The 24,861-nt window shown below is 66.9% G+C and carries 20 protein-coding genes; 10 read left to right on the plus strand and 10 right to left on the minus strand.

From position 1 onward, the window contains the following. The first annotated feature begins 200 nt into the window (after positions 1-200). Entirely contained in the window at positions 201-803 is a 603-nt protein-coding gene (locus ABD212_RS12950) for a TetR/AcrR family transcriptional regulator (RefSeq protein WP_344095271.1), read from the plus strand. Between the two features lie 36 nt (positions 804-839). Here ABD212_RS12950 and ABD212_RS12955 read toward each other — a convergent pair whose 3' ends face one another. After that, the gene (locus tag ABD212_RS12955) at positions 840-1,793 is read right to left on the minus strand and encodes an amidohydrolase family protein (protein WP_344095273.1); all 954 of its coding nucleotides are present in this window, start codon (positions 1,791-1,793) and stop codon (positions 840-842) included. Positions 1,794-1,814: 21 nt separating this feature from the next. After that, entirely contained in the window at positions 1,815-3,098 is a 1,284-nt protein-coding gene (locus tag ABD212_RS12960) for an MFS transporter (RefSeq protein WP_344095274.1), read from the minus strand. A 90-nt stretch (positions 3,099-3,188) separates the two neighbouring features. On the opposite strand from ABD212_RS12960, the gene ABD212_RS12965 reads away from it, so the two are divergent. Then, complete coding sequence (locus tag ABD212_RS12965) at positions 3,189-4,091, plus strand: LysR family transcriptional regulator (RefSeq protein ID WP_344095276.1); 903 nt, start codon at positions 3,189-3,191, stop codon at positions 4,089-4,091. Between the two features lie 312 nt (positions 4,092-4,403). On the opposite strand, the gene ABD212_RS12970 is transcribed toward ABD212_RS12965, so the two are convergent. The 3 genes from ABD212_RS12970 to ABD212_RS12980 are packed head-to-tail and all read right to left on the minus strand — an operon-like array spanning position 4,404 to position 5,440. After that, positions 4,404-4,565: a hypothetical protein gene (locus ABD212_RS12970; RefSeq protein WP_344095278.1), complete on the minus strand. Its 162-nt coding sequence runs from the start codon at positions 4,563-4,565 to the stop codon at positions 4,404-4,406. Position 4,566: 1 nt separating this feature from the next. Then, positions 4,567-5,025, minus strand: a complete 459-nt coding sequence (locus ABD212_RS12975) for a DUF6325 family protein (protein WP_344095280.1) — start codon at positions 5,023-5,025, stop codon at positions 4,567-4,569. Positions 5,026-5,056: 31 nt separating this feature from the next. Next, entirely contained in the window at positions 5,057-5,440 is a 384-nt protein-coding gene (locus ABD212_RS12980) for an SHOCT domain-containing protein (protein WP_344095282.1), read from the minus strand. A 207-nt stretch (positions 5,441-5,647) separates the two neighbouring features. Between ABD212_RS12980 and ABD212_RS12985 the strand changes: the two genes are divergently transcribed. Continuing rightward, entirely contained in the window at positions 5,648-7,891 is a 2,244-nt protein-coding gene (locus tag ABD212_RS12985; RefSeq protein WP_344095284.1) for a winged helix-turn-helix domain-containing protein, read from the plus strand. A gap of 4 nt (positions 7,892-7,895) precedes the next feature. Here the strand turns inward: ABD212_RS12985 and ABD212_RS12990 are convergent, their stop codons facing one another. After that, positions 7,896-8,222 carry a carboxymuconolactone decarboxylase family protein gene (locus ABD212_RS12990; protein WP_344095286.1) on the minus strand — a complete coding sequence of 109 codons (327 nt, stop codon included), beginning with the start codon at positions 8,220-8,222 and terminating at the stop codon, positions 7,896-7,898. A 151-nt stretch (positions 8,223-8,373) separates the two neighbouring features. Here ABD212_RS12990 and ABD212_RS12995 point away from each other — a divergent pair, with 151 nt between their 5' ends. From ABD212_RS12995 to ABD212_RS13020, 6 genes are all read left to right on the plus strand, one after another. Beyond that, a complete protein-coding gene (locus ABD212_RS12995; protein ID WP_344095288.1) occupies positions 8,374-10,740 on the plus strand; it encodes an arylsulfatase in 2,367 nt (788 codons plus the stop codon). A gap of 65 nt (positions 10,741-10,805) precedes the next feature. Continuing rightward, entirely contained in the window at positions 10,806-12,245 is a 1,440-nt protein-coding gene (locus ABD212_RS13000) for a DUF2252 domain-containing protein (protein WP_344095290.1), read from the plus strand. 123 nt (positions 12,246-12,368) lie between these two features. Further along, positions 12,369-13,001 carry a hypothetical protein gene (locus ABD212_RS13005; protein ID WP_344095292.1) on the plus strand — a complete coding sequence of 211 codons (633 nt, stop codon included), beginning with the start codon at positions 12,369-12,371 and terminating at the stop codon, positions 12,999-13,001. A 324-nt stretch (positions 13,002-13,325) separates the two neighbouring features. Continuing rightward, a complete protein-coding gene (locus tag ABD212_RS13010) occupies positions 13,326-16,106 on the plus strand; it encodes a hypothetical protein (RefSeq protein ID WP_344095294.1) in 2,781 nt (926 codons plus the stop codon). Between the two features lie 429 nt (positions 16,107-16,535). Then, positions 16,536-17,816 carry a glycoside hydrolase family 88 protein gene (locus ABD212_RS13015; RefSeq protein WP_344095296.1) on the plus strand — a complete coding sequence of 427 codons (1,281 nt, stop codon included), beginning with the start codon at positions 16,536-16,538 and terminating at the stop codon, positions 17,814-17,816. A gap of 153 nt (positions 17,817-17,969) precedes the next feature. Next, positions 17,970-18,677 carry a response regulator transcription factor gene (locus tag ABD212_RS13020; protein ID WP_344095298.1) on the plus strand — a complete coding sequence of 236 codons (708 nt, stop codon included), beginning with the start codon at positions 17,970-17,972 and terminating at the stop codon, positions 18,675-18,677. A 21-nt stretch (positions 18,678-18,698) separates the two neighbouring features. Here the strand turns inward: ABD212_RS13020 and ABD212_RS13025 are convergent, their stop codons facing one another. From ABD212_RS13025 to ABD212_RS13040, 4 genes are read right to left on the minus strand one after another with little or no spacing between them, the layout of a single operon-like run. Further along, entirely contained in the window at positions 18,699-21,356 is a 2,658-nt protein-coding gene (locus ABD212_RS13025; RefSeq protein WP_344095300.1) for an ABC transporter permease, read from the minus strand. After that, complete coding sequence (locus tag ABD212_RS13030; protein WP_344095301.1) at positions 21,353-22,093, minus strand: ABC transporter ATP-binding protein; 741 nt, start codon at positions 22,091-22,093, stop codon at positions 21,353-21,355. Before ABD212_RS13030 ends, ABD212_RS13025 begins: the two co-directional genes overlap by 4 nt. Continuing rightward, entirely contained in the window at positions 22,090-22,764 is a 675-nt protein-coding gene (locus ABD212_RS13035; RefSeq protein WP_344095303.1) for an ABC transporter ATP-binding protein, read from the minus strand. The genes ABD212_RS13030 and ABD212_RS13035 overlap by 4 nt, the downstream gene beginning before the upstream one ends. After that, the gene (locus tag ABD212_RS13040; protein WP_344095305.1) at positions 22,755-23,357 is read right to left on the minus strand and encodes a hypothetical protein; all 603 of its coding nucleotides are present in this window, start codon (positions 23,355-23,357) and stop codon (positions 22,755-22,757) included. The genes ABD212_RS13035 and ABD212_RS13040 overlap by 10 nt, the downstream gene beginning before the upstream one ends. Before the next feature lie 112 nt (positions 23,358-23,469). Here ABD212_RS13040 and ABD212_RS13045 point away from each other — a divergent pair, with 112 nt between their 5' ends. Next, on the plus strand, positions 23,470-24,783 hold the full coding sequence (locus tag ABD212_RS13045) for a sensor histidine kinase (protein WP_344095307.1): 1,314 nt from the start codon (positions 23,470-23,472) through the stop codon (positions 24,781-24,783). Positions 24,784-24,861 lie beyond the last annotated feature (78 nt).

Consider the following 24,861-nt stretch of genomic DNA (forward strand, 5'->3'; position numbering starts at 1 on the left):
GCTCACCGGCATCCTCGCCTACGTCGGCGCCTACCCGAACTTCACCCTGGTGCTCTGGGTCGCCGGCGCCGCCGCCCTGATCGGCGCGGTCGTGATCATACCGATCAAGAAGGTGAGGTAAGCCGCGACCGTTTCTCCCCGCGGTATCCTCGGGACGGCAGGGTCGGTCGCGAGGATCCTCGCCTGGGGAGCTGACGGACATGGGTGGTCGGGGTGCGTACGCCAAGGGCGTGGCCAAGCGCGAGGAAATCCTCGCGGTTGCGCTCGAAGTGGTGGCGAAGAACGGATGCCGCAAGGCGACCACCAGCGAGATCGCGGAGCGCGTCGGACTGACCCAGCCCGGTCTGATGCATCATTTCGGCTCACGCGAAGAGCTGTATCAAGAGGTGCTTCGTGCTCGCGACGTTCATGACCTCGACGAGTACTACGCGCCGAATCCTCGCTTCGAAGGCTTCCTCTCGGTCATCCAACACAACACCCAAGTGCCAGGCCTCGTACAGCTCTACGCCGAGTTCGCCGCCGAAGCGAGCATCGTCGGGCACCCGGCGCACGACTACTTCGTCGAGCGCTACGCGTGGGTTCGTGGTCTTCTCTCCAGCGCCATCGAGCGTGCGCAGGAGGAGGGCGAGATGGGTCCGGATCTTGACGTTGCCGAGGCGGCGGACCTCATTGTCGCGACCTCGGACGGATTCCAGGTGGAGTGGCTGCACGATCCGACGATCGACATGGTCGGTCGGCTCACTCGCGTGTGGGAGCTGCTTCGCCGCTCATCGTGGCCCGAGAGTGGTGCTGGCCCGACCTGAGACCATCCAGCCGATCACCTTTCTGCCCACCACGCGTCAGATGCGCAGCAGCGCCTCGGCGTTGCGGTGGGCGATCTGCTCCCGGTCCCTCTCCGAGAGCGGAGCGGACCGCAGGTTGGTCGTCGCCCGTGTGCTGCTGGCGAAGGGATGGTCGACCGAGAACAGGATGTGCTCGACTCCGAACGTCGCGAGTGCGCACTGCAGCGGCGCGTCGGCGACGTACCCCGAGGTTGTCAGGTGCAGGTTTCGTCGCAGCGTCTCGGCCACCGTGAGGGAGTGGCCGGTCACGACGGGCGTGAGCATGTCGTCGATCCGATCGAGGTGGAAGGGAAGGCCCTCGCCCATGTGTCCGACGATGAGGGTGAGGCTGGGGAGTTCCTCGAACACACCGTCGACGACCATCCGGAGCACGTGCATCGCGGTCTCCGAGTGCCAGCCCCAGCCCGAGGTCGAAAGGCACGCGGCGACCGCCGGTTCCAGGTCGAAGTAGTACGCGTCCATCACGGTCGGCGGCGGCGGGGCGGGGTGGAGGTAGAGCGGAACCTCGAGGCGCTCGGCGGCGGACAGGATCGGGCGCATCGAGGGATGGTCCAGGAAGACGCCGCGAGTCTGCCCGTGGATCATCGCACCGACGAAACCGAGCTCCTCCACGGTGCGGGTGAGCTCATCCGCAGCCGCCAGCGGATCGGTCACCGGAAGGGAAGCAAAGGCGGAAAAGCGGTCAGGATGACGCCCCACAGCACTCGCCAGCCGCTCGTTGAGGAGCCTGCTGACGTCGATCGACCGGGCCGGCGGGAGGTTCTGCACGGTCCACCCGAGCGCCGAGAGCACTTGGACGTCGATGCCCGCGGCATCCATCACCTGAAGCCGCCCTTCGTCGACGTCGTCGAGCTGCTCGACCCGGGCGCTCGCGCGCAAGCCGAAGTCGAGGTTCGCGGACTGGATGATGTCCCGGGGGAACATGTGCTCTTCGAGCGCGATGACCTTCATGGCGCCGCCCCGTCGTGATGGTCAGCGGGCATCGCGACGGCTGGTCGGCACCGAGAGTGCGAGCACGGCGCCGATCAATCCGACGATCGCGAAGACGTAGAAGTTCCATTGCACACCGAGGCCCGAGGTCAGCACCCATGCTCCGAGGAGCGGCCCGACCATCGCCCCGGGACGGCCGGCGGCGAGCGTCCAGCTCAACCCGTTTCCGCGGATGTCGGCGGGGTAGCGCGACAGCACGAAGGCATTGATGAGCGCCTGAGTGCCGTTGAGGCCGAATCCGCACACCAGCATCAAGAGGAGCAGCGCCCAGAGGTCGGGCTTCTGTGCGATGAGGACGAGGCTGACGGCGCCCGCGAGAAAGGCGATGATCGTCACGAGCTTCGGGCCGACGGCATCCGCGACCTGTCCGCCGAGGATCATGCCGGCGCCTGCGCCGACCGCGACGACCGCCGTGAGCAGCAGCGCGGAGCCGAGTTCGAATCCCGACTCCTGCATGATCGTGGGGAGCCATGCCGTGACACCGAACACCAGCAGGAGTGCACACGCCGCCATGAGCCAGAAGAGGATCGTGACGAGGCGAAGGCCAGGCTGAAAGAGCGGGCGCAACCCCAGGGCCCCTGGGCGGTCCTCGGCTGTGACGGTGGGAAGTGCGATTGCCCGCGCTTCGGTCAGGGCACGTGCCTGTTCGATACGGCCCGTCCGCACAAGGTGCACAGGACTTTCCGGGAGGAGGCGGATGACGAAGGGGATGGCGAAGAGCGCAGGAACCGCGCCGATCAGGTAGATCCAGCGGAACGACTGCCCGGGAAGGAGAGCCGCGCCGATGAGCGGGGCGCAGAGTCCGCCGAGGGCGATGCCCGACATGGCGATGCCGACGTTGCGGGACCTCCGTTCCCCGGCTGAGAGGTCGGCCACGAGCGGGAGCAGATTGGCGGGAACCATGCCGAGACCGATGCCGACGGCTGCGCGGCCCACGATGAACAGCCCAGCGGATGGTGCGACGCCGCAGAGCAGCATGCCGATCGGAAGCACGATCGTTGCGGTGATGAGGAGCCGACGCGGACCCACTCGATGGGAGAGGATGCCGGTGAGCGCGGCGCCGACAAGCATGCCGAGCGCCGTGACGGCACCGGAGATGCCGCCCAGAGCCGTGGTCATCCCGAAGCTCTGGTCCGCGAGCATGGATGGCAGCGTGACGCCCAGGGCGGCGAGATCGTAGCCTTCGAGGATGAGCAGCACGAATGCGAACGCCAGGAGTGTGGGCTCCGAGATCACGCGGATGTCGGTGCGGGAATCGGTCGCCATCGACCTGCTCCGTTCTGTCGGGTGGGCACAGATTCGCACACGCTCCGGTAGTAGTCCAATGCATTCCAAGGCAGGACTACTATGCACAATGTGCATATCGAGAACGTGGACTTGAATCTCCTCCGCCCTCTGGAGCTTCTGCTCCGCGAACGCAACGTCTCGCGCGCGGCTGATCGGGCGAACATCACGCAGTCCGCCATGAGCCGCACCCTCGCACGGCTGCGTGCCGCATGCGGCGACGAGCTGCTCGTGCGCACTCCTGCGGGATACCAGCTGACTCCACGCGCGCGGATGCTTCAGGACGAGCTCGCGACGCTGCTGCCGGCTATCCGCGCGATGTTCGAAGGCGCGTCCTTCGACGCGGCGACGGCGACCGACACCATCCGGGTCTCGGCATCCGACTATCCGGTGACGATCCTCGGTGAGGAGCTCTTCCCGCGCTTCACGACCGAAGCGCCGAACATGTCGCTCATCATCACGCCGATGGCGAGCGCGACTTTCAGCGACCTCGATCAGGGACGCGTTGACCTTGTGCTGACGCCGCTCGCCGGCATGCCGCACCTGCGCCGCGAGCAGCTGTTCACCGAGGACTTCGTCTGCGTGCTCTCGCGATCGCATCCGCTTCGGGCCGCGCGGCTCACCGTTGCCGACCTCGCCGCATATCCGCATGCGACCGTCGCCGGCATGTTTCCACAGCAGACGATCGTCATCAGCCAGCTCGAACGGCTGGGTGTGCAGACGAAGACGGAGATCCGCGTGCCGTACTTCACCGCCGCGGTCGCAGCGGTGCGCCGGACGCAACTCATCGCGGTCCTCCCGCGTCGGTTGGCCGAGCGGCACGCCGACGACTCGCTGCGGATCGCCGAGCCGCCCCACGAGATCACGGGCCTCGACTACGCCATGTTCTGGCACCCGCGTGTGGACGCCGACCCCACGCACCGGTGGCTGCGCGCGCTCGTCACGCAGGTAGCGCTGCGTTCGACGAAACCTTGAGGTCGTGGATGGACCCGCGCGAAGTCCCTGCCCCGGTCTGCTCGACGCAACAGATCGGCGGCAGCTGAACCGAATCGAGCCCGATCCCGGTGATCGAAATCGAACATGTCATGTCGGAGCACGTGGACCGCGGCCGCGTCGGTCGAGGCTGACGCGGTCGCGATATGCGGTCGGTGTGGATGATCTGTGCGGGCGCCGGTGCGCGGGGCTTCCGGGAGATCGCCGAGTGCGTCGGCTGATCGATCTGCCAACGCAAGAGGCGAACCCGGAGCGCCATTCGGCACTCCGAGTTCGCCTCGATCGGCGGAGCGCCTAGATCCGCCGCCGCCGGCCGGGCGTCACAGCGGCCGCGACGACCGCCGTCTTGGCAACCGGGGACGGTCCAGGACCGACCGCCGAGGCTACGACCGCGGCCTTGGCGACGGGGGCGCCGACGACGCCGACCCGTCCTACTCGTGCTGCTCTGAGTGGCATGTCAGGCTCCTGTCGTCTCGAGTTCGCCATCGGCCTCGATCGAGGCGATGATCGCTTGGATGGGGATGCGACCGTTGGCGATCAGCTGACCGCCGGCCCGGCGCGCGGCTGATGCGAATGGTGCCGCCCACACGTTCTCATACACCAGCACACCGGCGACACTGCCCGGGTCCATCGCATTCGCGAGGTGCACGACGTCGTCCGCCGCCAGCAGCTCCGCGAGTCCGGCCTCCAGTTCGGCGAGCTCGCCGAGGTCGCCGGCATCCGAGAGCTCGAGGGCATCGACGGTGCCGTCCTCGTCCTTGGTCAGGATGATCGCATCGATCACCCGGATCGTGCCGGCATCGACCAGTCGCAACAGCTCCTCCGCCATCTCGCCGGTGAAGTTCTGCTGTCCTTCGGGGAACTCGATGACGAGGAAGTCAACCGGTCCCAGTTCGGATAGTTCGTATTCGCTCATTTCAGTCCGTCCTCTCTCGTTGATGGTTCGGTCAGGCCGTGGCGAGCGCCCGAGTCTTGAGGGTGTCGAACTCGGCCTGGGTGATCGCGCCCGAGTCGAGCAGCTTCTTGGCCGACTCGATCTCGGCGGTCGGTGACGTGCTTCCCGCGACCTCGCGGATGTAGCTGTCGGTCTCGGCCTGGGCCTGGCGCGCCTGGTCAACCTGCCGCTGCGACATCTTGCGGCCCCGGGCGATGAGGTAGATGAACGCCGCAAGGAACGGAACGAACACCAGGAACAGCACCCAGAGGGCCTTGCCCCCACCGCCGAGCTCGGGGTCGCGGAACACGTCCATGATGATGGTGATGAAGATCCAGATGCACGCAACCGCGATGTACACCCAGAACGTCCACACGAGGAAGTCCCAGATACTCATGTCGAAATGCCTTTTCGTTCGGGCGGATGCACGGTCGCCCCCGCTGATGGGGGCCAACGTATCGGCGACCCTTGTGCCGAGGCATCACGCAGATCGTGTGATGTCGGTGATCCCGGCCGCGGCATACCGGATCGTGTCGCTCCGCGCATGTTGGCTCGCGGTCCCCGCCGCCTGGTGGCCGCTCCGCACCGCCACTAGGCTTCACGCGTGACCGGGCCCACTCCCGAACCCGGCGTCGATCCGTTCGATCTGGACAGATCGCTTCTCGACGCCAAACTCTCCGTCCCCCTTCTTCGCCGTGACTTCGTCAGTCGCGTCGAGACTGTCGAGAGAGCGCGTACCAGCGGTGCGCGCGTCGTCGCGGTCAGCGCCCCCGCCGGATACGGCAAGACCAGTCTTTTGGTCGAGTGGGCTGCCACGGAAGACCGTGCCGTCGCCTGGGTTCTGCTGGATCGGTTCGACGACGATCCCGTCGGCTTGCTCTCGCTGCTGGCGTCGGCGTTCGTGCGGGCGACCGGCGCCGACCCCACTGTTGTTCCCGACATGCGCGTACATGCGCTCGCAACCCTCGGCCGCGCCGCCCCGAGGCTGGCCGCGGTGCTGCGCACGAGCGAGAAGCCGTTCATGTTCATGGTGGATGACCTGCATCTGCTGACATCGCCCGCATGCCATGACGTGCTGAGCGTCGTGCTCGCCGGAGTGCCCGAGGGATCCCAGTTCGTCGGTGCGAGCCGCACGTCCCAGCCCTATGTGCCCAGCCACCGTGCGATCGGGGATGTCCTGGAGATCGGGGTGGAAGATCTCGCGATGGATTCGGCAGCCGCCCAGCAGATCTTCCGCCACGCCAAGGTGGAACTCTCGGCCACCATGGCGCAGGCCGTCATCGAACGAACAGAGGGATGGCCGGTCGGCCTGCATCTCGCGGCCATGATCGCGCACGACACCAAGGACGCGGCCGCGGTCATCTCGGGAGAAGACCGCTACGTCGCCGACTACCTCTACGGCGAGTCGTTCAGTGCTCTGCCGGAGGCTGTTCGGCGATTCCTGCGTCGCACCTCGATCCTCGACAACCTCACCGAAGAGCTGTGTCTCGCCGTGATCGGAGAGGCCGGACCGGGGGGCCGCCTCCGGGAGCTCGAAGCCTCGAACGTCTTCTTGATCCCGCAGGATCGCACCCGAGAGTGGTATCGCTATCATCCCCTCTACCGGGAGTTCCTCCTCGGGGAACTGCGTCGCGAAGAGCCGGACATCATCCCGGAACTGCACGCGCGCGCAGCCGCGTGGTTCGAATCCCGGCGCACACCCGCGATGGCCATCGAGCACCTGCTCCAGACCCCGGACCGCGGTCATTGCGCCCTCTTGATCGACAGTCTCGGTCTGATGACGTATCAGACAGGAGAGATGGCGACGCTCCAACGGTGGCTGGCGTCGCTCGGGGACGAGCGGATCGAGGCTTACCCGCCGCTCGCTGTGCTGTCGGGTTGGATGGCGGTGCTTTCTGGTCATTCGGCCGAGGCGGACCGCTGGGCGAGGATCGCCGACGCCGCGATCTTCGACGGCGTGCCTGCGGACGGGACCGCGTCGTTCCCCTCGACTCGCGCGATGCTGCGTGCGGCGATGTGTGCGGGTGGCCCGGAGCAGATGCTCGCCGATGCCGAACTTGCTTTCGCCGTCGAGCCGCCGTGGAGTCCATGGCGACCCCTAGCGGTGAGCCTGGTGGGCGAGGCGCACCTGCTCGATGGGCGTCCCGACGACGCGGCCCCATACTTCATCGAGGCTGCGCAGCTGGGGGCGGCGACGGGGAACGTCGATGTCCAGGCCAGGTGCAACACCCACCTCGCCATGATGGCGATGGCCCGCGGCCAGTGGGAGCGCGGATCGGAACTGATCCACGCCACGCTCACGCTCATCGAGGAGCACCGCCTGGAGGACTACGCGACCACGCTGCTGTCCTTCGCCGCGGCGGCGCGGCTCTCGCTGCAGCGTGGAGACACCAGGGCGGCGGAACGCGAGCTCACACGAGCGATGCGCGCCCGTCCCGTCAGCACGTGGGTCTTGCCCACGGTTGCGGTGCGGCTGCGGATCCATCTCGCGACGACGTACTGGGCCATGGGCGATGCATCCACAGCCCGTCACCTGGTGCGCGAGATCGAGGATGTGCTGCTGCACCGGCCGGCCCTTGGCGCGCTCGTCGAGCAGTTCGCCGCGTTGCGTGATCTGGTCACCACGACCGCGGCAGGCGGCACCGGCGGTCCGCCCCTGACTCCGGCGGAGCTGCGGCTGCTGCCCTACCTTCAGACGCACTTGACGCTCCCCGAGATCGGCGCGCGGCTCTTCGTGTCGCGCAACACCGTCGGCACCGAGGTCAGCTCGATCTATCGCAAGCTGGGTGCCACATCGCGCAGCGAAGCCGTGGAGCTCGCGACGACCCTGGGGCTGCTCGGGGCGTAGCGACTCAGTCGAGGACGGACTCCACGTCGACGCCGAGCGCGAGTGCGAGGCTGGATGCCGCCGAGACCACCCGTGGCACCCCCACAACCGAGGCGATGCCGGTCAAGACGTCGACGATCTCGTCGGCCGAAGCTCCCGCGCTGAGCGCCGCGTCGGTGGATTCGCCGAAGGTCGGCTCCGAGCCTCCCACCGCGATCAGCGCGGCGAGCCTGGCGAGTGACAGCGTTCTCGGATCGACTGCGGCCGGCTCGGATGCCGCGCTGAGCGCGTCCTCGAGCTGGCGTGGATCGTTCACGGCGAGACGGCGCAGTCGGTCTCGGTAGTTCGCCATCCGTCATCCCTTCGCCACGGGACGATTCCCGTCCCAGCCGAAGGTACGTTGCGGGTTCGCTCGCTGCATCACCCAGATCGCATGACGCGCCGCGCTGTGCCCGGGGCTAGCGTGCAGTCGCGGACATCAATCCAAGCCAGGAGGAACGCTCATGATTCCCGATCGCCATGCACGCGCAATGCTGCCGATCCCTGACCGGGCGGCGCCCGGTCTGACGACGTACGACGCCAAGGATCCCGCGACCTCGTTCCCGCCGATCGAGCCGCTGCTTCCGCCGGACGGGGCTCCGAATGTGCTCATCGTGCTGATCGATGACACCGGGTTCGGGGCATCCAGTGCGTTCGGGGGACCCTGCTACACGCCGAACGCCGAGAAGCTGGCGGCGGGAGGGCTCAAGTACAACAGGTTCCACACGACAGCGCTGTGCGCGCCGACCCGCGCGGCCATGCTCAGCGGCAGGAATCATCACTCGGTCGGGATGGGCAGCATCACCGAGACGGCAACGTCGGCACCTGGAAACAGCTCGGTGCGACCCAACACCAAGGCTCCCCTGGCGATGACGCTCAAGCTCAACGGCTACTCCACCGCCCAGTTCGGCAAGTGTCACGAAGTGCCGGTGTGGCAGTCGTCGCCGATGGGACCATTCGACGCCTGGCCGTCGGCCGGCGGAGGGTTCGAGACGTTCTACGGCTTCATCGGGGGGGAGAACAACCAGTGGGAGCCCGCGCTGTACGACGGCACGACACCCGTCGAACCGCCGGCCACGCCCGAGGAGGGCTACCACCTCACCGAGGACCTCGCCGACCGCGCGGTCAGCTGGATCCGCACCCAGAAGGCGCTGATGCCCGACAAGCCGTTCTTCGTGTACTTCGCCCCCGGCGCCACCCACGCGCCGCACCATGTCCCCAAGGAATGGGCCGACAAGTACAAGGGCCAGTTCAGCGATGGCTGGGACGTGCAGCGCGAGCGCACCTTCGCGAAGCAGAAGGAACTGGGGGTCATTCCGGCCGACACCGACCTCACGCCGCGGCACGCCGAGATCCCGGCGTGGGATGACATGCCCGAAGAGTTGAAGCCGGCGCTCGAGCGTCAGATGGAGGTCTACGCCGGGTTCATGGAGCACACCGACCATCACGTCGGACGAGTCATCGATGCCATCGAGGATCTCGGGGTGCTCGAGAACACCCTGATCTACTACATCATCGGCGACAACGGAGCGTCCGCTGAAGGCACCCTCAACGGGGCGTTCAACGAGATGGCGAACTTCAACGGGATGGCGGCCGTGGAGACGCCGGAGTTCATGATCTCCAAGATCGACGAGCTCGGCTCGCCGACCTCCTACAACCACTACGCGGTCGGGTGGGCATGGGCGATGAATGCGCCGTTCCAGTGGACCAAGCAGGTGGCCTCGCACTGGGGCGGCACCCGCAACGGCACGATCGTGCACTGGCCGGCCGGCATCGAGGAGAAGGGCGGTCGACGCACCCAGTTCACCCATGTCATCGACATCGCGCCGACGATCCTCGAGGCGGCCGGCCTTCCCGAGCCGACGCTGGTGAACGGAGTGCTGCAGTCGCCCATGGAGGGCACGAGCATGGTCTACTCCTTCAACGACCCGTCAGCGCCCGAGCGTCACGACCTGCAGTACTTCGAGATGTTCGGCAACCGCGGGGTCTACTTCCAGGGCACCAGCGCGGTCACCAAGCACCGCACTCCGTGGGTGATGACCGGCGGTGCGCTCGCAGCATTCGACGACGACGTGTGGGAGCTCTATGACGGCACCGCGGACTTCAGCCAGGCCCGCAACCTGGCCGCCGAGCAGCCCGAGAGGTTGCACGAATTGCAGCGGCTGTGGCTGATCGAAGCGGTCAAGTACAACGTGCTGCCGATCGACGACCGCGGAGCCGAACGGCTCAACCCGGAGCTGGCCGGGCGGCCGACCCTGATCCATGGCACGTCTCAGCTGCTGTTCCCGGGCATGGGCAGGCTGTCGGAGAACAGCGTGATCAGCATCAAGAACAAGTCCTTCTCCGTCACCGCCGAGATCGACGTTCCCGAGCGCGGGGCGGAGGGTGTGATCATCGCGCAGGGCGGACGCTTCGGCGGATGGAGTCTGTACTTCGCCGACGGAAAGGCGACGTTCGTGTACAACCTGCTCGGCATCCACCAGTTCACCAGCCGAGCAGACACGGTCCTGGATGCCGGCAAGCACCAGGTGCGGACGGAGTTCGCCTACGACGGCGGCGGTCTTGCCAAGGGAGGAGACCTCACCCTGTACTACGACGGGGCCGCTGTCGGCACCGGGCGCGTCGGCGCGACTCAACCCATGATCTTCTCGGCGGACGAAACCACCGACGTGGGCTACGAGTCCGGGACATCCGTCAGCGCCGACTACACCGCGCAGAGCAGTCGCTTCACCGGCAAGATCCACTGGGTGCAGATCGACATCGGAGACGAAGACAACGACCACCTGATCGATCCCGACGAACGCCTGCGGATCGCCATGGCGCGGCAATAGCCGACGCAGGAACCCAGGCCATCGGCCAGCATCGAGGGTCGGTCAGGAGATTGAGGAGACTTCAAATGAGCAATCCATCTGCAACGGTGCTGGATGCCGTCACCCCGTCCGCCGGCATCAGCGAACGCCGCGAGATCGGACGCGCCGCGAGGGAACGCACGCCACGTTCGAGCCACGGCGGCTGGGCGCCCGCGCCCGATCGGCTCGACCCCGTGTCGTTGCTCGAGGAACAGGCCGAGTCGCGTGTGCCGGAACTGATCCCCGTCCGGCACGCGCGGATGAGGGTCTCACCGTTCACCTTCTACCGCGGCGCGGCCTTGCTGATGGCAGCGGATCTCGCGACCATACCGTCCAGCGGACTGACGGTACAGCTGTGCGGCGACGCGCACCTGTCGAACTTCGGGCTGTTCGGGTCGCCGGAACGTCGACTGGTGTTCGATATCAACGACTTCGATGAGACGCATCCCGGGCCGTTCGAGTGGGATCTCAAGCGACTGGTGGCAAGCTTCGAGATCGCCGGCCGGCACCGCGGGTTCACCGATGCCGAGCGTCGCTCGTTGATTCTTGCCGCGACGCGCGGCTACCGGGAGCACATGCTCGGCGCTTCGGCGGCATCCGTCCTGGACGCGTGGTACGAAACGCTCGACGCCGAACAGGTGCAGGCCTGGGTGCGCGACGAACGCACTGCCGCACATGCAGGCAAGCGCCAAGTGAAGGGGTTCGACGCCGTTGTCGCGAAAGCCCGCACCAAGGACCGACTGAAGGCGTTCTCGAAGCTCGCCACTCGGGTTGACGGAAAGCTCCGGATCATCGCCGACCCGCCGCTCATCGTCCCGGTGGAAGACGTTGTCGGGGATGACCGAACCGCCGAAGAGCTCGAAGCCACGATCCGCGAGCTGCTCGCGGAGTATCAGACGACGCTGCTCATCGAACGGCATCCGCTCTCCGAGTACACCTATGTCCACATGGCCCGCAAAGTGGTCGGAGTCGGCAGCGTCGGCACCCGTGCCTGGATTCTGCTCTTGACGGGTCGCGACGATGCCGACCCCCTCTTCCTGCAGGCGAAGGAAGCGCAGGCGTCGGTACTCGAGCGCTTCCTCGAGCCGAGCAAGTACAAGACCCACGGCGAGCGGGTCGTACGCGGTCAGCGAGTGATGCAGGCCTCCAGCGACATCTTCCTGGGCTGGCAGAGCGCGACCGGCGACGGCGGGTTGGAGCGGGACTTCTATGTCCGACAACTAAACGACTGGAAGGGGTCCATCGATCCCGAGGTGATGGTGCCGAACGGAGCGATGCTCTACGCAAGGATCTGCGGGGAGACGCTCGCGCGTGCACACGCACGATCCGGCGACCGCATCCAGATCGCGGCGTACCTCGGCAAGTCCTCGGTGTTCGATGAGGCCATCGCGGACTTCGCCGAGGCATACGCCGACCAGAACGAGGCCGACTACCGCGCCTTCACCGCCGCGATCAGCTCGGGACGCTTGGAGGCGGCCGAGATCTGAGTCTCGAGCGGCAACGTCCCGACAGGGCGCACAACCTCCCGTCTGAGGGCGCCGCACCGGAACCACCTGACGGACGGAGTGACCATGACCGAACCGACGGGCCGAGCCTATCCAGGCAGACGGATGAACTCTCCCCGCGCCGCCGCGCTGGCCGGAGTGCTGTTCGCCCTGCTCTTCGCGGCCGCCCTGGTTCTGATGCGCACGTCGCTGCCTGATCGCCTTTCGCCCGGGAGTCGCTGGTTGGACGCTGCCGCCGCGACTCGGCTGTCGATCGGTCTGTCGCTCGTGCCGTTCGCGGGAATCGCCTTCCTCTGGTTCATGGGCGTCGTCCGTGATCGCTTCAAAGAGACGGAAGACCAGCTCTTCTCTTCGGTCTTCATCGGCAGCGGGCTGCTCTTTCTCGCGATGGTCTTCGTTTCGGCCGCGATCGCCGGGGGGATCGTTGCCACTATCCCACTGCTCACCGGCCAAGAGAGTCGCACGGGAGTGGCAACATTCGGACGGGCCGTGATGCTGCAGGTGAGCAACATCTATGCACTCCGGATGGCGGGAGTGCTTCTGATCTCGCTGGGCACGATGTGGCTGCGCACCGGGGTCATGCCGCGATGGCTCGCATTCGTGACATATGCAGTGGCGATCCTCCTGCTCTTCGTCACGACGCTCAGCCTGTGGGTGACCCTGGTCTTCCCGGCATGGGTGTTCGGAGTGAGCATCCTGATACTGATCCAGAACTTCCGCCCCCGAGTCGAAGCCTGACCGGATCTACGGGCGATCTCGGGAACTGGTTCAGTTGTACTTCAGCTGGATCCCGACAGCGGCCGCCCCTCCTGCCACTTCAGCCGCTGTGAGTGCTCCGAGAGCTCGCCTCGGGCTTTTAAGCTATTCATAGCGCACTGATAAGATTCAGTTACCCTCCGTTTAGAGCTCAGACCAAGGTGGTTTGTCCGTCAGTACGCAACCGCACTGTGCGTCCGGAAGAGTGCCGCCCCCATCAGTGGAGAATGAATGAACCCCGTACCCTTGTCCGCGTCGCCTCGGCTTCGTAATGCGGCGCTCATTTCTGCCACGCTCCTCTTCGGGTTGCTCGCTCCGATGATCGTCGCGGCGCCCGTCCATGCCGATGAGATCGAGCTGCCGACGGGTGCCATCACGGGCAGCGTCAGCGACGTGGTCGCTGCACCGCTTGTCGATGCTCACGTTGAGCTGTTCGCGCTCGTCGACGGTGCTTGGGCACCGGAGCCGACCGCCGAGGTGATGACCGACGCGAACGGTGACTTCGCCTTCGAAGCCGTTGCCGACGGCACGTATGCCGTGCGTGCGGACGAGGCCGTCGGTTCCGACTTCCTTGCGACCTGGTACCCATCCACCGATGTGATGCCCAGGGTTGATGCCACGGACGGTCTCGTTGTCGTCGGGTCAGCGCCGGTCGGAGGCATCGACATCGTGCTCCTTCCGAGCGCGATCGAGGCTGCAAGCGCCCCGCAGATCACGGGCTCAGCCCAGGTGGGCGCATCCCTGGTCGCCAGCGACGGCGAGTGGAGCGTGCGTGGCCTCACCTTCACACGGCAATGGTTCCGCGGTGCCGACGCCATCGACCGCGCGACCGACCCGACATACTCAGTCGTCCCCGGCGACCTCGGGAGCACCATCTCTGTCGCAGTCACCGCCCACCGCGACGGCTTCGGCTCGGCCACGGTGACATCCGCGGCCACCGGCCAAGTCGCCGCCGGAACGATCACCGCCGCGACGCCGACCATCAGCGGCACTCTCGCGGTCGGCGAGACCCTGACCGCGGAGCCGGGAACCTGGACCAGTGGCACGACCTTCACTTACGAATGGCTGCGCAGCGGCTTGGTGGTCACCGGCGCGACCGGCAGCACATACCAGCTCACCACGGCCGACGCCGGCAGGGCGATCTCCGTCCGCGTGAGCGGAACGAAGGCCGGCTACACCCACGAGGTGACGACCTCGACAGCATCCGCAATGGTTGCGATCGTCGCAACCCCGAAGGTGACGGGAACCTACGCGGTCGGGGAGACGCTCACGGCTTCCGCGGGTGCCTGGACTACCGGAACGTCGTTCACGTTCCAGTGGCTTCGCGACGGCACTGCGATCGCTGGCGCTACCCAGGGCACGTATAAGCTCGCGTCAACTGACAACGGCACGGTCATCACGGTTCAGGTCACGGGCGCGAACAGCGGATACGCGACGATCATGCGCACCTCAGCTGCGCCGGCCAAGGCTGTCTCTGCTGCCACCCCGAAGATCTCGGGCGTTGTCGCGGTCGGCCAGGCGCTCACAGCGACGGCGGGCATCTGGACGACCGGCACGAGCCTCGCCTACCAGTGGCTGCGCGACGGCACGGCCATCTCGGGCGCCACGAGCAGCACCTACAGGCTGGTGTCCGCCGATGCCGGCAGGGCGATCAGTGTGAAAGTCACGGGGACTCAATCGGGCTTCGCCACAATCACGAAGACCTCGGCCGCGACGGGAAAGGTTCTCACGTCGCCCGCGCCCACGATCTCCGGCTCCATGGTGGTCGGCACGAAGCTCACCCCGAACCCTGGTGTCTGGACCAGCGGCGCGACGCTCTCCTACGTCTGGCTGCGCGCCGGCGCCGCAATCACGGGCGCGACGACGAACACCTACACGCTGACGCCGAGCGACTCCGACAAGCTCATCACGGTCAAGGTCACCGGCAGGAAGTCGGGCTTCGCGACCGTGTCGCTGACCTCCGCCAACACCACGAAGACCATGCTCGCGGCGACACCGACCATCGCCGGTGCTGCGAAGGTCGGATCGACTTTGACGGCGAAGCCCGGCACATGGACTGTCGGAACGGCGTTCACTTACGCATGGCTGCGCGACGGAACTGCGATCACGGGTGCGACCGCCAGTGCTTACAAGCTCACCGCGAGCGATAAGGGCAAGCAGATCAGCGTCAAGGTCACGGGCAGGAAGTCTGGCGTCACGACGGTGAGTCGCACGTCGGCGAAGACCGCGGTCGTCGCGGCGGGTACGTTGACAACCGCAACGCCGACCGTCTCCGGTACGAAGCGAGTCGGATACACCCTCACGGCGGTGCCAGGCACCTGGGGTCCGTCCCCGGTGACGCTCACGTTCCAGTGGTATCGCAACGGCGCCGCCATCAGCAACGCCACCGCGTCCACCTACAAGCTCGTCTCTGCCGACATCGGCAAGACGATGACCGTGAAGGTGACCGGATCAAAGTCAGGCTACGCAAGCGCGAGCAAGACCAGCGCGGCGACCGGCTCGATCGCGGACGCCTCGTGGTACGCGAAGAAGTTCGGCGTGTTCACGAGCAAGACGATCTCGGGCTATGGCGATGACATCGTCTCCGTCCCGGCGGGCATGTCCTCGGGAATCATCTCGGCCGACTTCGCGGGCGACGGCAACTTCATCGTCTGGGCCCTCGACAGCGCCTACCACGATCAGGACTTGCTCTTCAACGCGATCTCCTCTGGCGCCGGGTTCACCGGGGCCACCGTATACGGGAAGGCCGACGGCATCTGGGGCGAGCCGACCGCCAACTTCGACATAACCGCGGACGGTGCGTGGACCATCACCCTGTCGCCGATCGAGTCGGCCGCGCCGCTCCCTCAGTCAGGGTATGGCTCGGGCGTGTACAAGTACGACGGTGCCGCGACCAGCGTTGAACTCGGCTACTCCGGGGACAGCAATTTCATCGTGTGGCAGTACTTCGACAGCCCGACGTGGGGCTACGACGCGGACCTTCTCGTCAACGAGATCGGCACGGTCAACGGCCGGTACACGCTGAATCGGGGACCCTCGATCATCGTTATCACCGCTGACGAGGGCGGCTGGCACGCCTACCGCTAGCGGGACTGCCTGATCAGCGGTGGGTCTGGTCTTGGCCTCCCCATAGAGGGTGTGTTGCCCGGCCAGCAATCAGAGACGACCTGCAGACGCCGGGTATCTCATCTCGGACAGGTGGCCGGCGACGTGATCGGCTTGTGCGACCCGAACGACCGCCCCTCGCTCAACGGTGACCGTCTGAGCACGATCGTCCCGTGTCGAGTCCCGCAGGATGATCCTCGACCACATCACACCAGCTCAACCTTTCTGCGGCGCTGATAGCCTCACAGAGTCCGCACGTGTTTGCGACGTTGAGTAGGCCGCCGCCGCGTCGAACCTCCTCAGTCTCGAACGTCGCCGAGACCGGTCGACGCAGAGCAGGTGACGGCACAGTGAGCGCGGCACGAGACCTGCACCACCCAGGCTTCAGATTTCCCCAACGAGGTGAATTCGATGATCAAGCTGCGCTCGGGCCGGTTTCTTCCGCACGGCCTGCTCAAGCCCCTGACCGTCACTCTGGCTCTGACGTGCCTGGCTTGCGGGCTTGGCGGTCGATCTGGTGCGGATGCCTCCCCAACCCCTGGAGAATTCCGCCAGACGAGCCTGGCGGCGGTATCGACGACGCTGCCCACCGATTCTCAGATAGTCGCCAAGATGCGGTTGGTGGGTGACTACTTCATCGCGAACGGCGCGGTTCAGGTCCAGGCCTGGCCCACCGAAGCCCTGGAAGCGATGAGCACCAAGAACACCGACTGGCACAGCGCCGTCCTTCTGCATGGGATCACGCTTCTCAAAGACGCCACCGGCGACACGAAGTACGACCTGCCTCGCAAGAATTGGGCTGACAGGGGGAAGTGGAGGCCGTTCGGCAACACCGGCGACGGCACCATTACGACCCATCCCGACCACTTGGCTGCGGGCCTGACGTATTACGATCTGAAAGCAACGGTGTACCCCACCGCCGATCTCAGCTACTTCGACAGTCAGATGGCGGCGAACATGCGCGACCCCGTCAATCGCTTCACCTGGGTGGACACCGCGTGGATGATGATGCCGACATATGTCGCCTGGTATACCAAGACCGGCAACACCGGCTATCTCACCCGGGCTTTCGACGAGTACCACAACTTGAAGGAGCGCGGTCTTTGGAACTCCACCACCAAGCTCTGGTACCGGGACACGAGATTCGCAGGTGCCAACGCCATCAGACTCTCCAACGGTAAGGAGCTGGTCTGGTCGCGCGGCAACGGTTGGATGTTTGCCGCGCTCGCCCGGGTTCTCCCCAAGATCCCGACAACGGGCGCCGATCATGCCGAGTACCTGAGCACTTTTCGGGCGATGGCGGCGAAGCTCATCACTCTGCAGAACGCGAATGACGGTTTCTGGCGCGCGAACCTGGCCGATGGCAGTTCCACAGCGATATGCCCCATCAAGACCAGTCCGTCCACGTTCAGCGGGGAGAACGGCTGCGCGAACCCCGAGACCTCGGGCACCGCGCTCTTCGTCTACGGCCTCGCTCGCGGGATCAACAACGGATATCTCTCCTCGACGACCTACAAGCCGTACGTCGCCAAGGCGTGGAACGGCATGCTGACTGCGGTGAGTACGAAGGGCGTTCTCGGCTACTGCCAAGGCGTTGGCGACCGACCCAGTGCTGCGGCATCCAACGAAAGCTATGACTTCTGCGTCGGCGCATTCCTCATGGCAGGTCGTCAAGTTCAGCTCATGCCCTGACCCGAATCACTCCCGTGAAATGGCTCCACACGAGACGGGGGTTCACCGAATCGGATGAGTCAGCTGAGCGATGGATCAGGCCACTGCAGCGGGGCTTCCGACGCCGCGAGCGACGGCGCACTCTGGGATTGGACCGGCGGTTAGGCTTCCCCCATGTTCACCGTGCTGGTCATCGAGGATGACGAGACGATCGGTTCGACGGTGACGTCGGCGCTCGGCGCCAACGGCTACGACACGACCTGGCGCAAGGACGGTCGTTCGGGCCTTCACGCGGCGGCCGAAGGCAACCCGGATCTCGTTCTCCTCGACCTCGGCTTGCCTGATCTGGATGGTCTGGTCGTATGTCGCGAACTCAGGGTCGTGGCACCGTCCGCAGTGCTCATCATCCTCACAGCCCGTCGAGATGAACTGGATGTCGTGGCCGGGTTGGAATCCGGCGCGGATGACTACCTGACGAAGCCGTTCGGACTGGTGGAGCTGCTGGCGCGTGTTCGCGCCCACCTGCGGCGGTATCGTGGCGACTCGCCGGCGACCGGCGGACCGCTCGTCGTCGGGTCTCTGACTGTGGATGCCGCATCCCGCCGCGCGTTCGTTCACAATGTCGAGCTCGGACTGCGCGCGCGGGAGTTCGATCTGCTCCTCAGGTTGGCGCGAACACCGGGTGTCGCCGTCAGCCGGGAGGATCTGATGTCGGATGTGTGGGACACGAACTGGTTCGGGAGCACGAAGACGCTCGACGTGCACGTCGGCTCGCTGCGGCAGCGGCTGACTGCGGCCGGGTCCTCGGTCGGCGACGAGGCGCTGCGGTCTCTGCCGCGCATCTCCACGCTGCGTGGGTACGGATACCGGCTCGACCCCTGACTGTGGAGTCCGAGGACCCGGTCAGGTCGCTCGCAGGCTCTCGATCGCGGGCCGCTTCGAGTTCTGCGCCGCGATGAGAGCGCTGATAAGGATCGCGCCGACAGCAGCGACGGCAACGCCGGCGAGACTCCACCACGGCACAGTGAGCGTGTCGGGAGGGGGATCGAAGACGCCGGACAGGACGCCCACCAGTGCGGCGGAGAGACCCCATCCCAAGAGGGCACCCGCGACGAGGCCGCCGACGCTGACGGTGAACGCCTCGACGAGGGCGAGGCTTCGCAGCTGCCGGGGGGTGGCCCCGAGCACGGACGCGATTGCGAAGGACCGGCGCCGCTCCACGATGCCGAGCGCGAACACGACCCCGCCGGATGCCGCGGCCAGGACGAACGCGAAGATGAGCTCGATCCGGGTCAGGCCGGCGAGATCGACGGAGGTCAGACTCGACCCGACTGCCGATCGCGCGGCTCCGATGGGGACGACCGTCGCGCTGGTGCCCAGTTCGTGTTGCAGCGATCGAGCGACGTCTGCAGGATCGGCGGTTCCGGTGTTGACGAGCGCCACGGAGACCGCGGGGTCCCCCGTCTTCTCGGCGACATACGAGGCATTGGCCACGAGGAAGCTGTCCTTCGGGGCGGTCGGGAACTCGTTCGCCACTCCCACGTATCGGAAGGGGACGGTGGTCAGCTCCCCGCTCCGCGGGTTCTGCAGGCGGAGGTTGATCGTGTCGCCCAGGTGAAGCTGGTAGTCCTTGACGGTCTCCGCGCTGACGAGGACGGCATCCCGGGTCGTGGCGAGCTTGTGCATCAGATCCTGCGCGGTGCCGCCCTGGAAGTACGCGTTCTGCAGCGACGCCGTCGCGCCGATGGTTTCCGCCCGCACCCCGAAGAGGTCCTGGAGATCGTTGCCGACGTACGCGTACCGATGCTGCAGGGGCTCCACCGTGTCGACGCCCGGCAGCGTCCGAAGCGCGTCGAGCGCGGCCGGCGAAGTCGCGCTCCCCGGAGGGTAGCTCACTGCGACATCCGCCCCGTTGGTCAGACGGGCGTCCGCTTCGGCCTGCTGCTGGTAGGTGGCGTTGAAGACCGCTGTCGAGATGGCGAAAGCGAGGGCGAGCGAGAGCATCACGATGGAGGTCGCGAACAGCGAACGCTGTCGCGTCATCGTCGCGGACGCGGTCGACGCGAGGTTTCCGGCAACGGGACGGGCCGCCGCAGTGACCGCCCGACGCCCACGTGTGAGCACGACGTCGGTGAGGCGCCAGATGAGCAGGCCGGACCCGACCCACAGCAATGCCGGCCCGAAGAACGCCCAGTAGTCGATCTGGATGGCCGTGACACCCTCCGGCGCGAGGACGAGCGTGTACCCGTTCTGCGTCGTCACGAGCAGGAGAACGCCGGCGATCGCGATGAGCAGCAGATCGAGATAGATGCGCATCCACCACGGGTCGCGTCGAATCGGAAGCTGGGTGCGCGCACGTGCGACCTCCGCCGTACGGAAATCCCTCAAGGCCGGCAGCAGGATGGCCAGCGCCGCGATCAGCAGGCCGGCGGTGAGCGCGACGGCGGGCCAGCCGATCGCCGCGGCGACCGAGGAGCCGAAGGTGGGCGAACCGAACATCGCCCAGCCGATGAGCGCGGCTCCCCCGAGCCCGATGACCCCGCCGACCAATCCGGCGAGGACAGCTTCGACCGCGACGAGCGTGCCGATGACACGGAGGCTGGCCCCGCGCGTGCGCAGCAGGGCCTGATCCCGCAGGCGGCGTGCCCGGGCGCCTCGCGCGATCGCGAAGGTCAGCATCGCGCTGAGAGCCGCGCCGGGGAGACCGAGGAACAGGAACAGCACCGTGGCGTATGCGGCATCCGCGCGGGAGGCATCCAGTGCGGCGCCCAGATTGTCGCCGATCTGACCGGAGCCCGCCATCGCGGCATCCAGGTTGTGTGCCGCCTCGACGACCGACGTATATGCAGACGCCGGGTCGGGCGGCAAGCGGTGGGAGAGCATGACGTGGAGCTGTGTCGTGATCGCTGCCTGCTTCGCCGGGTCCATGCTCGCGGACAGGGTTGCGAATTCCGCCGACGGCAGCAGCAGAACGTTGTCCGGGGGCGCAACCGGCTGCGACTGAGGCGGCGCGCCTACGATCTGGAACAGCGAGTTGGCCTGCGGCAGGTCGATCACGCCGGCGACCGTGACCCGGATGTCACTTCCGCCCTGGGTGCGGATGGTCACGCGGTCGCCCGGTCCGACGTGCAGGTTGGATGCGGTCTGCTGCGCGATCAGCACCCCCGCACGCGCCCCGGTGAGAAAGCGCACCTGCTTGGGGAACGTGCTCGTATACTCCGCGGGGATCTCGAGCACCATTCCGGCGCCGGTCGTCTGCGTCGTCCCTCCCGTCGTCGCGATGAGGGCATCGACGGGCGTGTACCGCACGGGCAGACTGGCGCGGACACCGGTGGCATCCTTCACCGTCTTCGCCACGCCGGCCGTGTCGGCACCGGCCGCCACCTCGACCTGCCAGTCGACCGCGACGGTGCCGCTCGCGCGTGCGGTCATCGAGCCGTTCGCGGCGGAGAGGAACGCTCCGAGGCTGGCGAACAGGGCGACAGCCACGGCGATGCCCGCCACCGTGCCGAGGAATGCCCCTGGGCGGCGGAGCAGACCGCGCAGCCAGAGCCGGGTCATGGCTGAGCCCTGCGCGTGCGTTCACCCGTCAGGGCCCCGTCGATGAGGCGCCACTCCGTCCGAAGCCGCACTGTGATGGCCGGGTCGTGTGTGCTCACGACCAGAGCCGCATCGACGTGATCGGCGACTGCGAGGAGCGCATCGATGACTTCGGTGCCCGTCCCGTGATCGAGCTGGCCCGTGGGTTCGTCGGCGAGGATGAGCTCGGGCTCGGTCGCGAGCACCCGCGCAACCGCGACCCGCTGGGCCTGACCGCCCGACAGCTCATCGGGCAGCTTGTCAGCCAGAGAGAAGATGCCCAGCGTGCGCAGCGCGCGATGCGCACGGTCCCGCGCGGCGGCCTCGGTGGAGCCGGCGAGAACGAGCGGAAGCGCGACGTTCTCGGTGACGTCGAGTGCCGGAAGAAGGCTCGACCCCTGGTACACCATTCCCATGTACGTCGGCCGTCCGACCGGCGAGGCTCCGAATTCCGGCCATTCGATGGAGCCCGAGGTGGGCGTTTCGATTCCGGCCAGCAGATAGAGCAGGGTCGACTTCCCTGATCCGCTCGGCCCCGTCACCGCAATGCGATCTCCGCGCCGCACCTCTTTCGTGATGCCGCGGACCGCAACGACCGCGCGCTGGCCCTCGCCGTAGATGTGACCCGCGCCGACCGTGCGCACGAGGGCATCGTCGTTGCGGTGCGGATGCCGCGGGGTTTCGGATGGCTGAGGAGTGGATGCGAGCGATGTGGTCATGTGGCGATCCGTCCGTCGAGCAGAGTGAGGGACCGGTCGGCGTGCCGCACGACAGCTTCGCTGTGAGTGACCACGATCACCGCGGCCCCGGTGTCCGCGTGGCGGCGCAGCAGGTCGAGGATCTGATGCTCCGTCACGCTGTCGAGCTCGCCGGTGGGTTCGTCGGCGAGAAGCACCGCGGGCTGATTGGCGATCGCGACGGCGAGGCCGGCGCGAGCGGATTCGCCGCCCGACAGGGTTGCGGGGTAAGCGTCGCGTCGCGCGCTCAACCCGACCTCGTCGAGGATCTCGTCGGCATCGACTGACGAGCGGGGCGCGATGCGCTGAGCCAGGAGGATGTTGTCGCGGACGCTGAGCTGGTCGAACAGGTTGGATGACTGGAAGAGAATTCCGACGCTGCGTGCCCGCAGGGCGGCGCGCTCTGTCTCGGCCCGGTGGCTCATTCGTTCGCCGTTGATGCGCACAGTGCCGCCGTCGGGCTCATCGACGCCGGCGAGGCACGAGAGCAGTGTCGACTTTCCCGATCCTGACGGACCGTTGACCGCGACCATTTCGCCAGGGTCGACCGTGAGAGTCACTCCCTGCAGGGCGAGTGTCTCCTCGTCACCGGCTCGGAAGAACCGGTACAGATTGTCCGCGTGGAGACGGGGCGCGGCCGATGTCATTTCCATTGGAACGAATCCGTGATCAGTTTCCACGGGTCGACGTTGTCGGCGCCGACGGGAGACACGAGGACCACGTCGACCTCGTTGCCGTTCTTCCAGAACAGGTAGTCCTCCACCGCCTGCCGGTGGCCCGTGCCGGTCACGGCGTTCGCGGGGGCATCCTGTTCGTAGCGGATCAGCACCCCCGAGCCGCCCTTGCGCGTGAACTCCGTGACGTCGGTCAGCGCGAATCCCGGCTGACGGGCACTGAGCGCAGGGACGAGGTCGCTGTTCACCGTGGCGACGGTCGGGGCAGAAGATGCCTGCTTCGACTGGAACTGCGCGCTGTTGAGCTTGTCGGTGAACGTGGCGGCGGTTCCGCTCGTCGACTGCGCCCATCCCTCGGGCACGCTGATGCTGTACGGCGAACCAGCGGGGCTGTACGTGACGAACGTCTGATTGTCCGGGATGTCGCCGAGCGGGTTGGTCTCGGCGCTCGTGGTGTGCGCGGCGGCACCTGCTCCGCCGGCCGAGCTGCATCCCGCAAGTCCGATCAGGAGCGCGACACCGGCGACGCCGCTGATGATGGCGGTTCGCGTCAGAATACGGAGAGATGGCATAGGGTCCTCCAGTCGGCAGGAGCGTCTCATCCCACGGTATGGACGACGCAGAAAGCGCAGCGTCCGGAACAGGTAATGGGACGGTAAGGCGACGCTGAGAATCGGAGGTGCGATGAGGAAGCGGATCGAGCGCGTCGCTGTGCTGAGCACGGTGGTCGCGTTCATGCTGTTCCTGCTGCCGCTCGCGCTGGTGGTCTTCAACCTGTCGGTCGCCGACACGCGCTCGCAGCTGGAACGCGATGCCCTGGCAGCGGTCGCGCAGATCGATCCGCAGTTCTCCGCCGGCGATGTCCCCGAGCTCACACCGCCCAGCGATTCCCGTGTAGAGCTCGCGCTGTACGACCGAGCCGGCACCAGGATCGCCGGCACCGGGCCAGCGCACGCCGATGCCGCCGCAACCGGCGTGCTCTCCGGAGCGCCCGACCAGCGGGGTCTCGATGACCCGCTGGTCGCGGTCGTCCCCGTCACATCCTCCGAGCAGGTGGTGGGGGCCGTGCGCGCCTCCCTGCCCCTCGCTGTCGTCGTCGCGGGGGACCTCGGCGTCTGGGCGACCATGGTGGTGGGAGCGGCGATGTGCCTGCTCGTGGGTGTCCTTCTCGCCCGTGCGACCGCCCGGCGGGTCGCCGCGCCGATGGAGGACCTCGCCCGCACGGCGCAGGCGCTCGGGGACGGAGACTTTCAGGCCCGAGTGGCTCCGTCGGGTGTTGCGGAGATCGATGCCGCCGGGATCGCGCTCGGCGAGACCGCTGACCGTCTCGGCGCCCTTGTCGAGCGCGAACGTCGTCTTTCGCAGGATGCTTCGCACCAGTTGCGAACCCCGTTGGCCGGCCTGCGGGCGATCCTCGAGAGCGCGCAGGTCGCGCCGCAGAGCATCACGCCCGCCGTCATCGACCGGGCGCTGGAGCGGGTGGACGCGCTCGCCGCCACAGTCGACGAATTCCTGTCGACCGAGCGGACGCCGCGAGGGCGACCTACCGACGTGGCGTCCGAAGTCCGGGGGCTGGAGGAGCGCTGGCATGGTGTTCTCGCCGCAGCAGGCCGTCCGTTGCGGGTGGATGCCGCGGATCGGAGCATGACGGTCGTGACCGTGCCGGAATCGGTTCGGCAGATCCTCGACGTGCTGCTCGAGAACGCCCACGTCCACGGGGCAGGGGAGGTTGTCGTCCGCGTGCGGGAATCGCGCGGGGCGATCGCGATCGACGTCGAAGATGAGGGCGGCAGCATCGCAGCCGGGGACGACATCTTCCGTCGCGGCTACTCCGGCGCGGGCCGAAACGGGTACGGCCTCGCCCTTGCGCAACAACTCGCGGAGGAGCTCGGCGGGCGACTGCTGCTCTCGTCCCGTCTGCCGGTGACGAGGTTCACGCTGCTGCTCCCGCAGGACGCCGATTCATCCGGGCTTCCGGCATCCGGTGCGCCGCGGTAGCAATCGGGGTGTCACCGTGAAACGCGTGGTCTTAGTGGGTGCTGAGAGCCCAGAGTGCTCAATGGGCCTATGCCGATC

The sequence above is a fragment of the Microbacterium deminutum genome, assembly GCF_039530205.1.
Lineage (GTDB): Bacteria > Actinomycetota > Actinomycetes > Actinomycetales > Microbacteriaceae > Microbacterium > Microbacterium deminutum.

What these genes read in the sequence shown, in the direction of transcription:
- ABD212_RS12950 (WP_344095271.1), top strand. Translation starts at nt 201, where the DNA reads ATGGGTGGTCGGGGTGCGTACGCCAAGGGCGTGGCCAAGCGCGAGGAA.
- ABD212_RS12955 (WP_344095273.1), bottom strand. Translation starts at nt 1,793, where the DNA reads ATGAAGGTCATCGCGCTCGAAGAGCACATGTTCCCCCGGGACATCATC.
- ABD212_RS12960 (WP_344095274.1), bottom strand. Translation starts at nt 3,098, where the DNA reads ATGGCGACCGATTCCCGCACCGACATCCGCGTGATCTCGGAGCCCACA.
- ABD212_RS12970 (WP_344095278.1), bottom strand. Translation starts at nt 4,565, where the DNA reads ATGCCACTCAGAGCAGCACGAGTAGGACGGGTCGGCGTCGTCGGCGCC.
- ABD212_RS12975 (WP_344095280.1), bottom strand. Translation starts at nt 5,025, where the DNA reads ATGAGCGAATACGAACTATCCGAACTGGGACCGGTTGACTTCCTCGTC.
- ABD212_RS12980 (WP_344095282.1), bottom strand. Translation starts at nt 5,440, where the DNA reads ATGAGTATCTGGGACTTCCTCGTGTGGACGTTCTGGGTGTACATCGCG.
- ABD212_RS12990 (WP_344095286.1), bottom strand. Translation starts at nt 8,222, where the DNA reads ATGGCGAACTACCGAGACCGACTGCGCCGTCTCGCCGTGAACGATCCA.
- ABD212_RS12995 (WP_344095288.1), top strand. Translation starts at nt 8,374, where the DNA reads ATGATTCCCGATCGCCATGCACGCGCAATGCTGCCGATCCCTGACCGG.
- ABD212_RS13000 (WP_344095290.1), top strand. Translation starts at nt 10,806, where the DNA reads ATGAGCAATCCATCTGCAACGGTGCTGGATGCCGTCACCCCGTCCGCC.
- ABD212_RS13005 (WP_344095292.1), top strand. Translation starts at nt 12,369, where the DNA reads ATGAACTCTCCCCGCGCCGCCGCGCTGGCCGGAGTGCTGTTCGCCCTG.
- ABD212_RS13015 (WP_344095296.1), top strand. Translation starts at nt 16,536, where the DNA reads ATGATCAAGCTGCGCTCGGGCCGGTTTCTTCCGCACGGCCTGCTCAAG.
- ABD212_RS13020 (WP_344095298.1), top strand. Translation starts at nt 17,970, where the DNA reads ATGTTCACCGTGCTGGTCATCGAGGATGACGAGACGATCGGTTCGACG.
- ABD212_RS13025 (WP_344095300.1), bottom strand. Translation starts at nt 21,356, where the DNA reads ATGACCCGGCTCTGGCTGCGCGGTCTGCTCCGCCGCCCAGGGGCATTC.
- ABD212_RS13030 (WP_344095301.1), bottom strand. Translation starts at nt 22,093, where the DNA reads ATGACCACATCGCTCGCATCCACTCCTCAGCCATCCGAAACCCCGCGG.
- ABD212_RS13035 (WP_344095303.1), bottom strand. Translation starts at nt 22,764, where the DNA reads ATGGAAATGACATCGGCCGCGCCCCGTCTCCACGCGGACAATCTGTAC.
- ABD212_RS13040 (WP_344095305.1), bottom strand. Translation starts at nt 23,357, where the DNA reads ATGCCATCTCTCCGTATTCTGACGCGAACCGCCATCATCAGCGGCGTC.
- ABD212_RS13045 (WP_344095307.1), top strand. Translation starts at nt 23,470, where the DNA reads ATGAGGAAGCGGATCGAGCGCGTCGCTGTGCTGAGCACGGTGGTCGCG.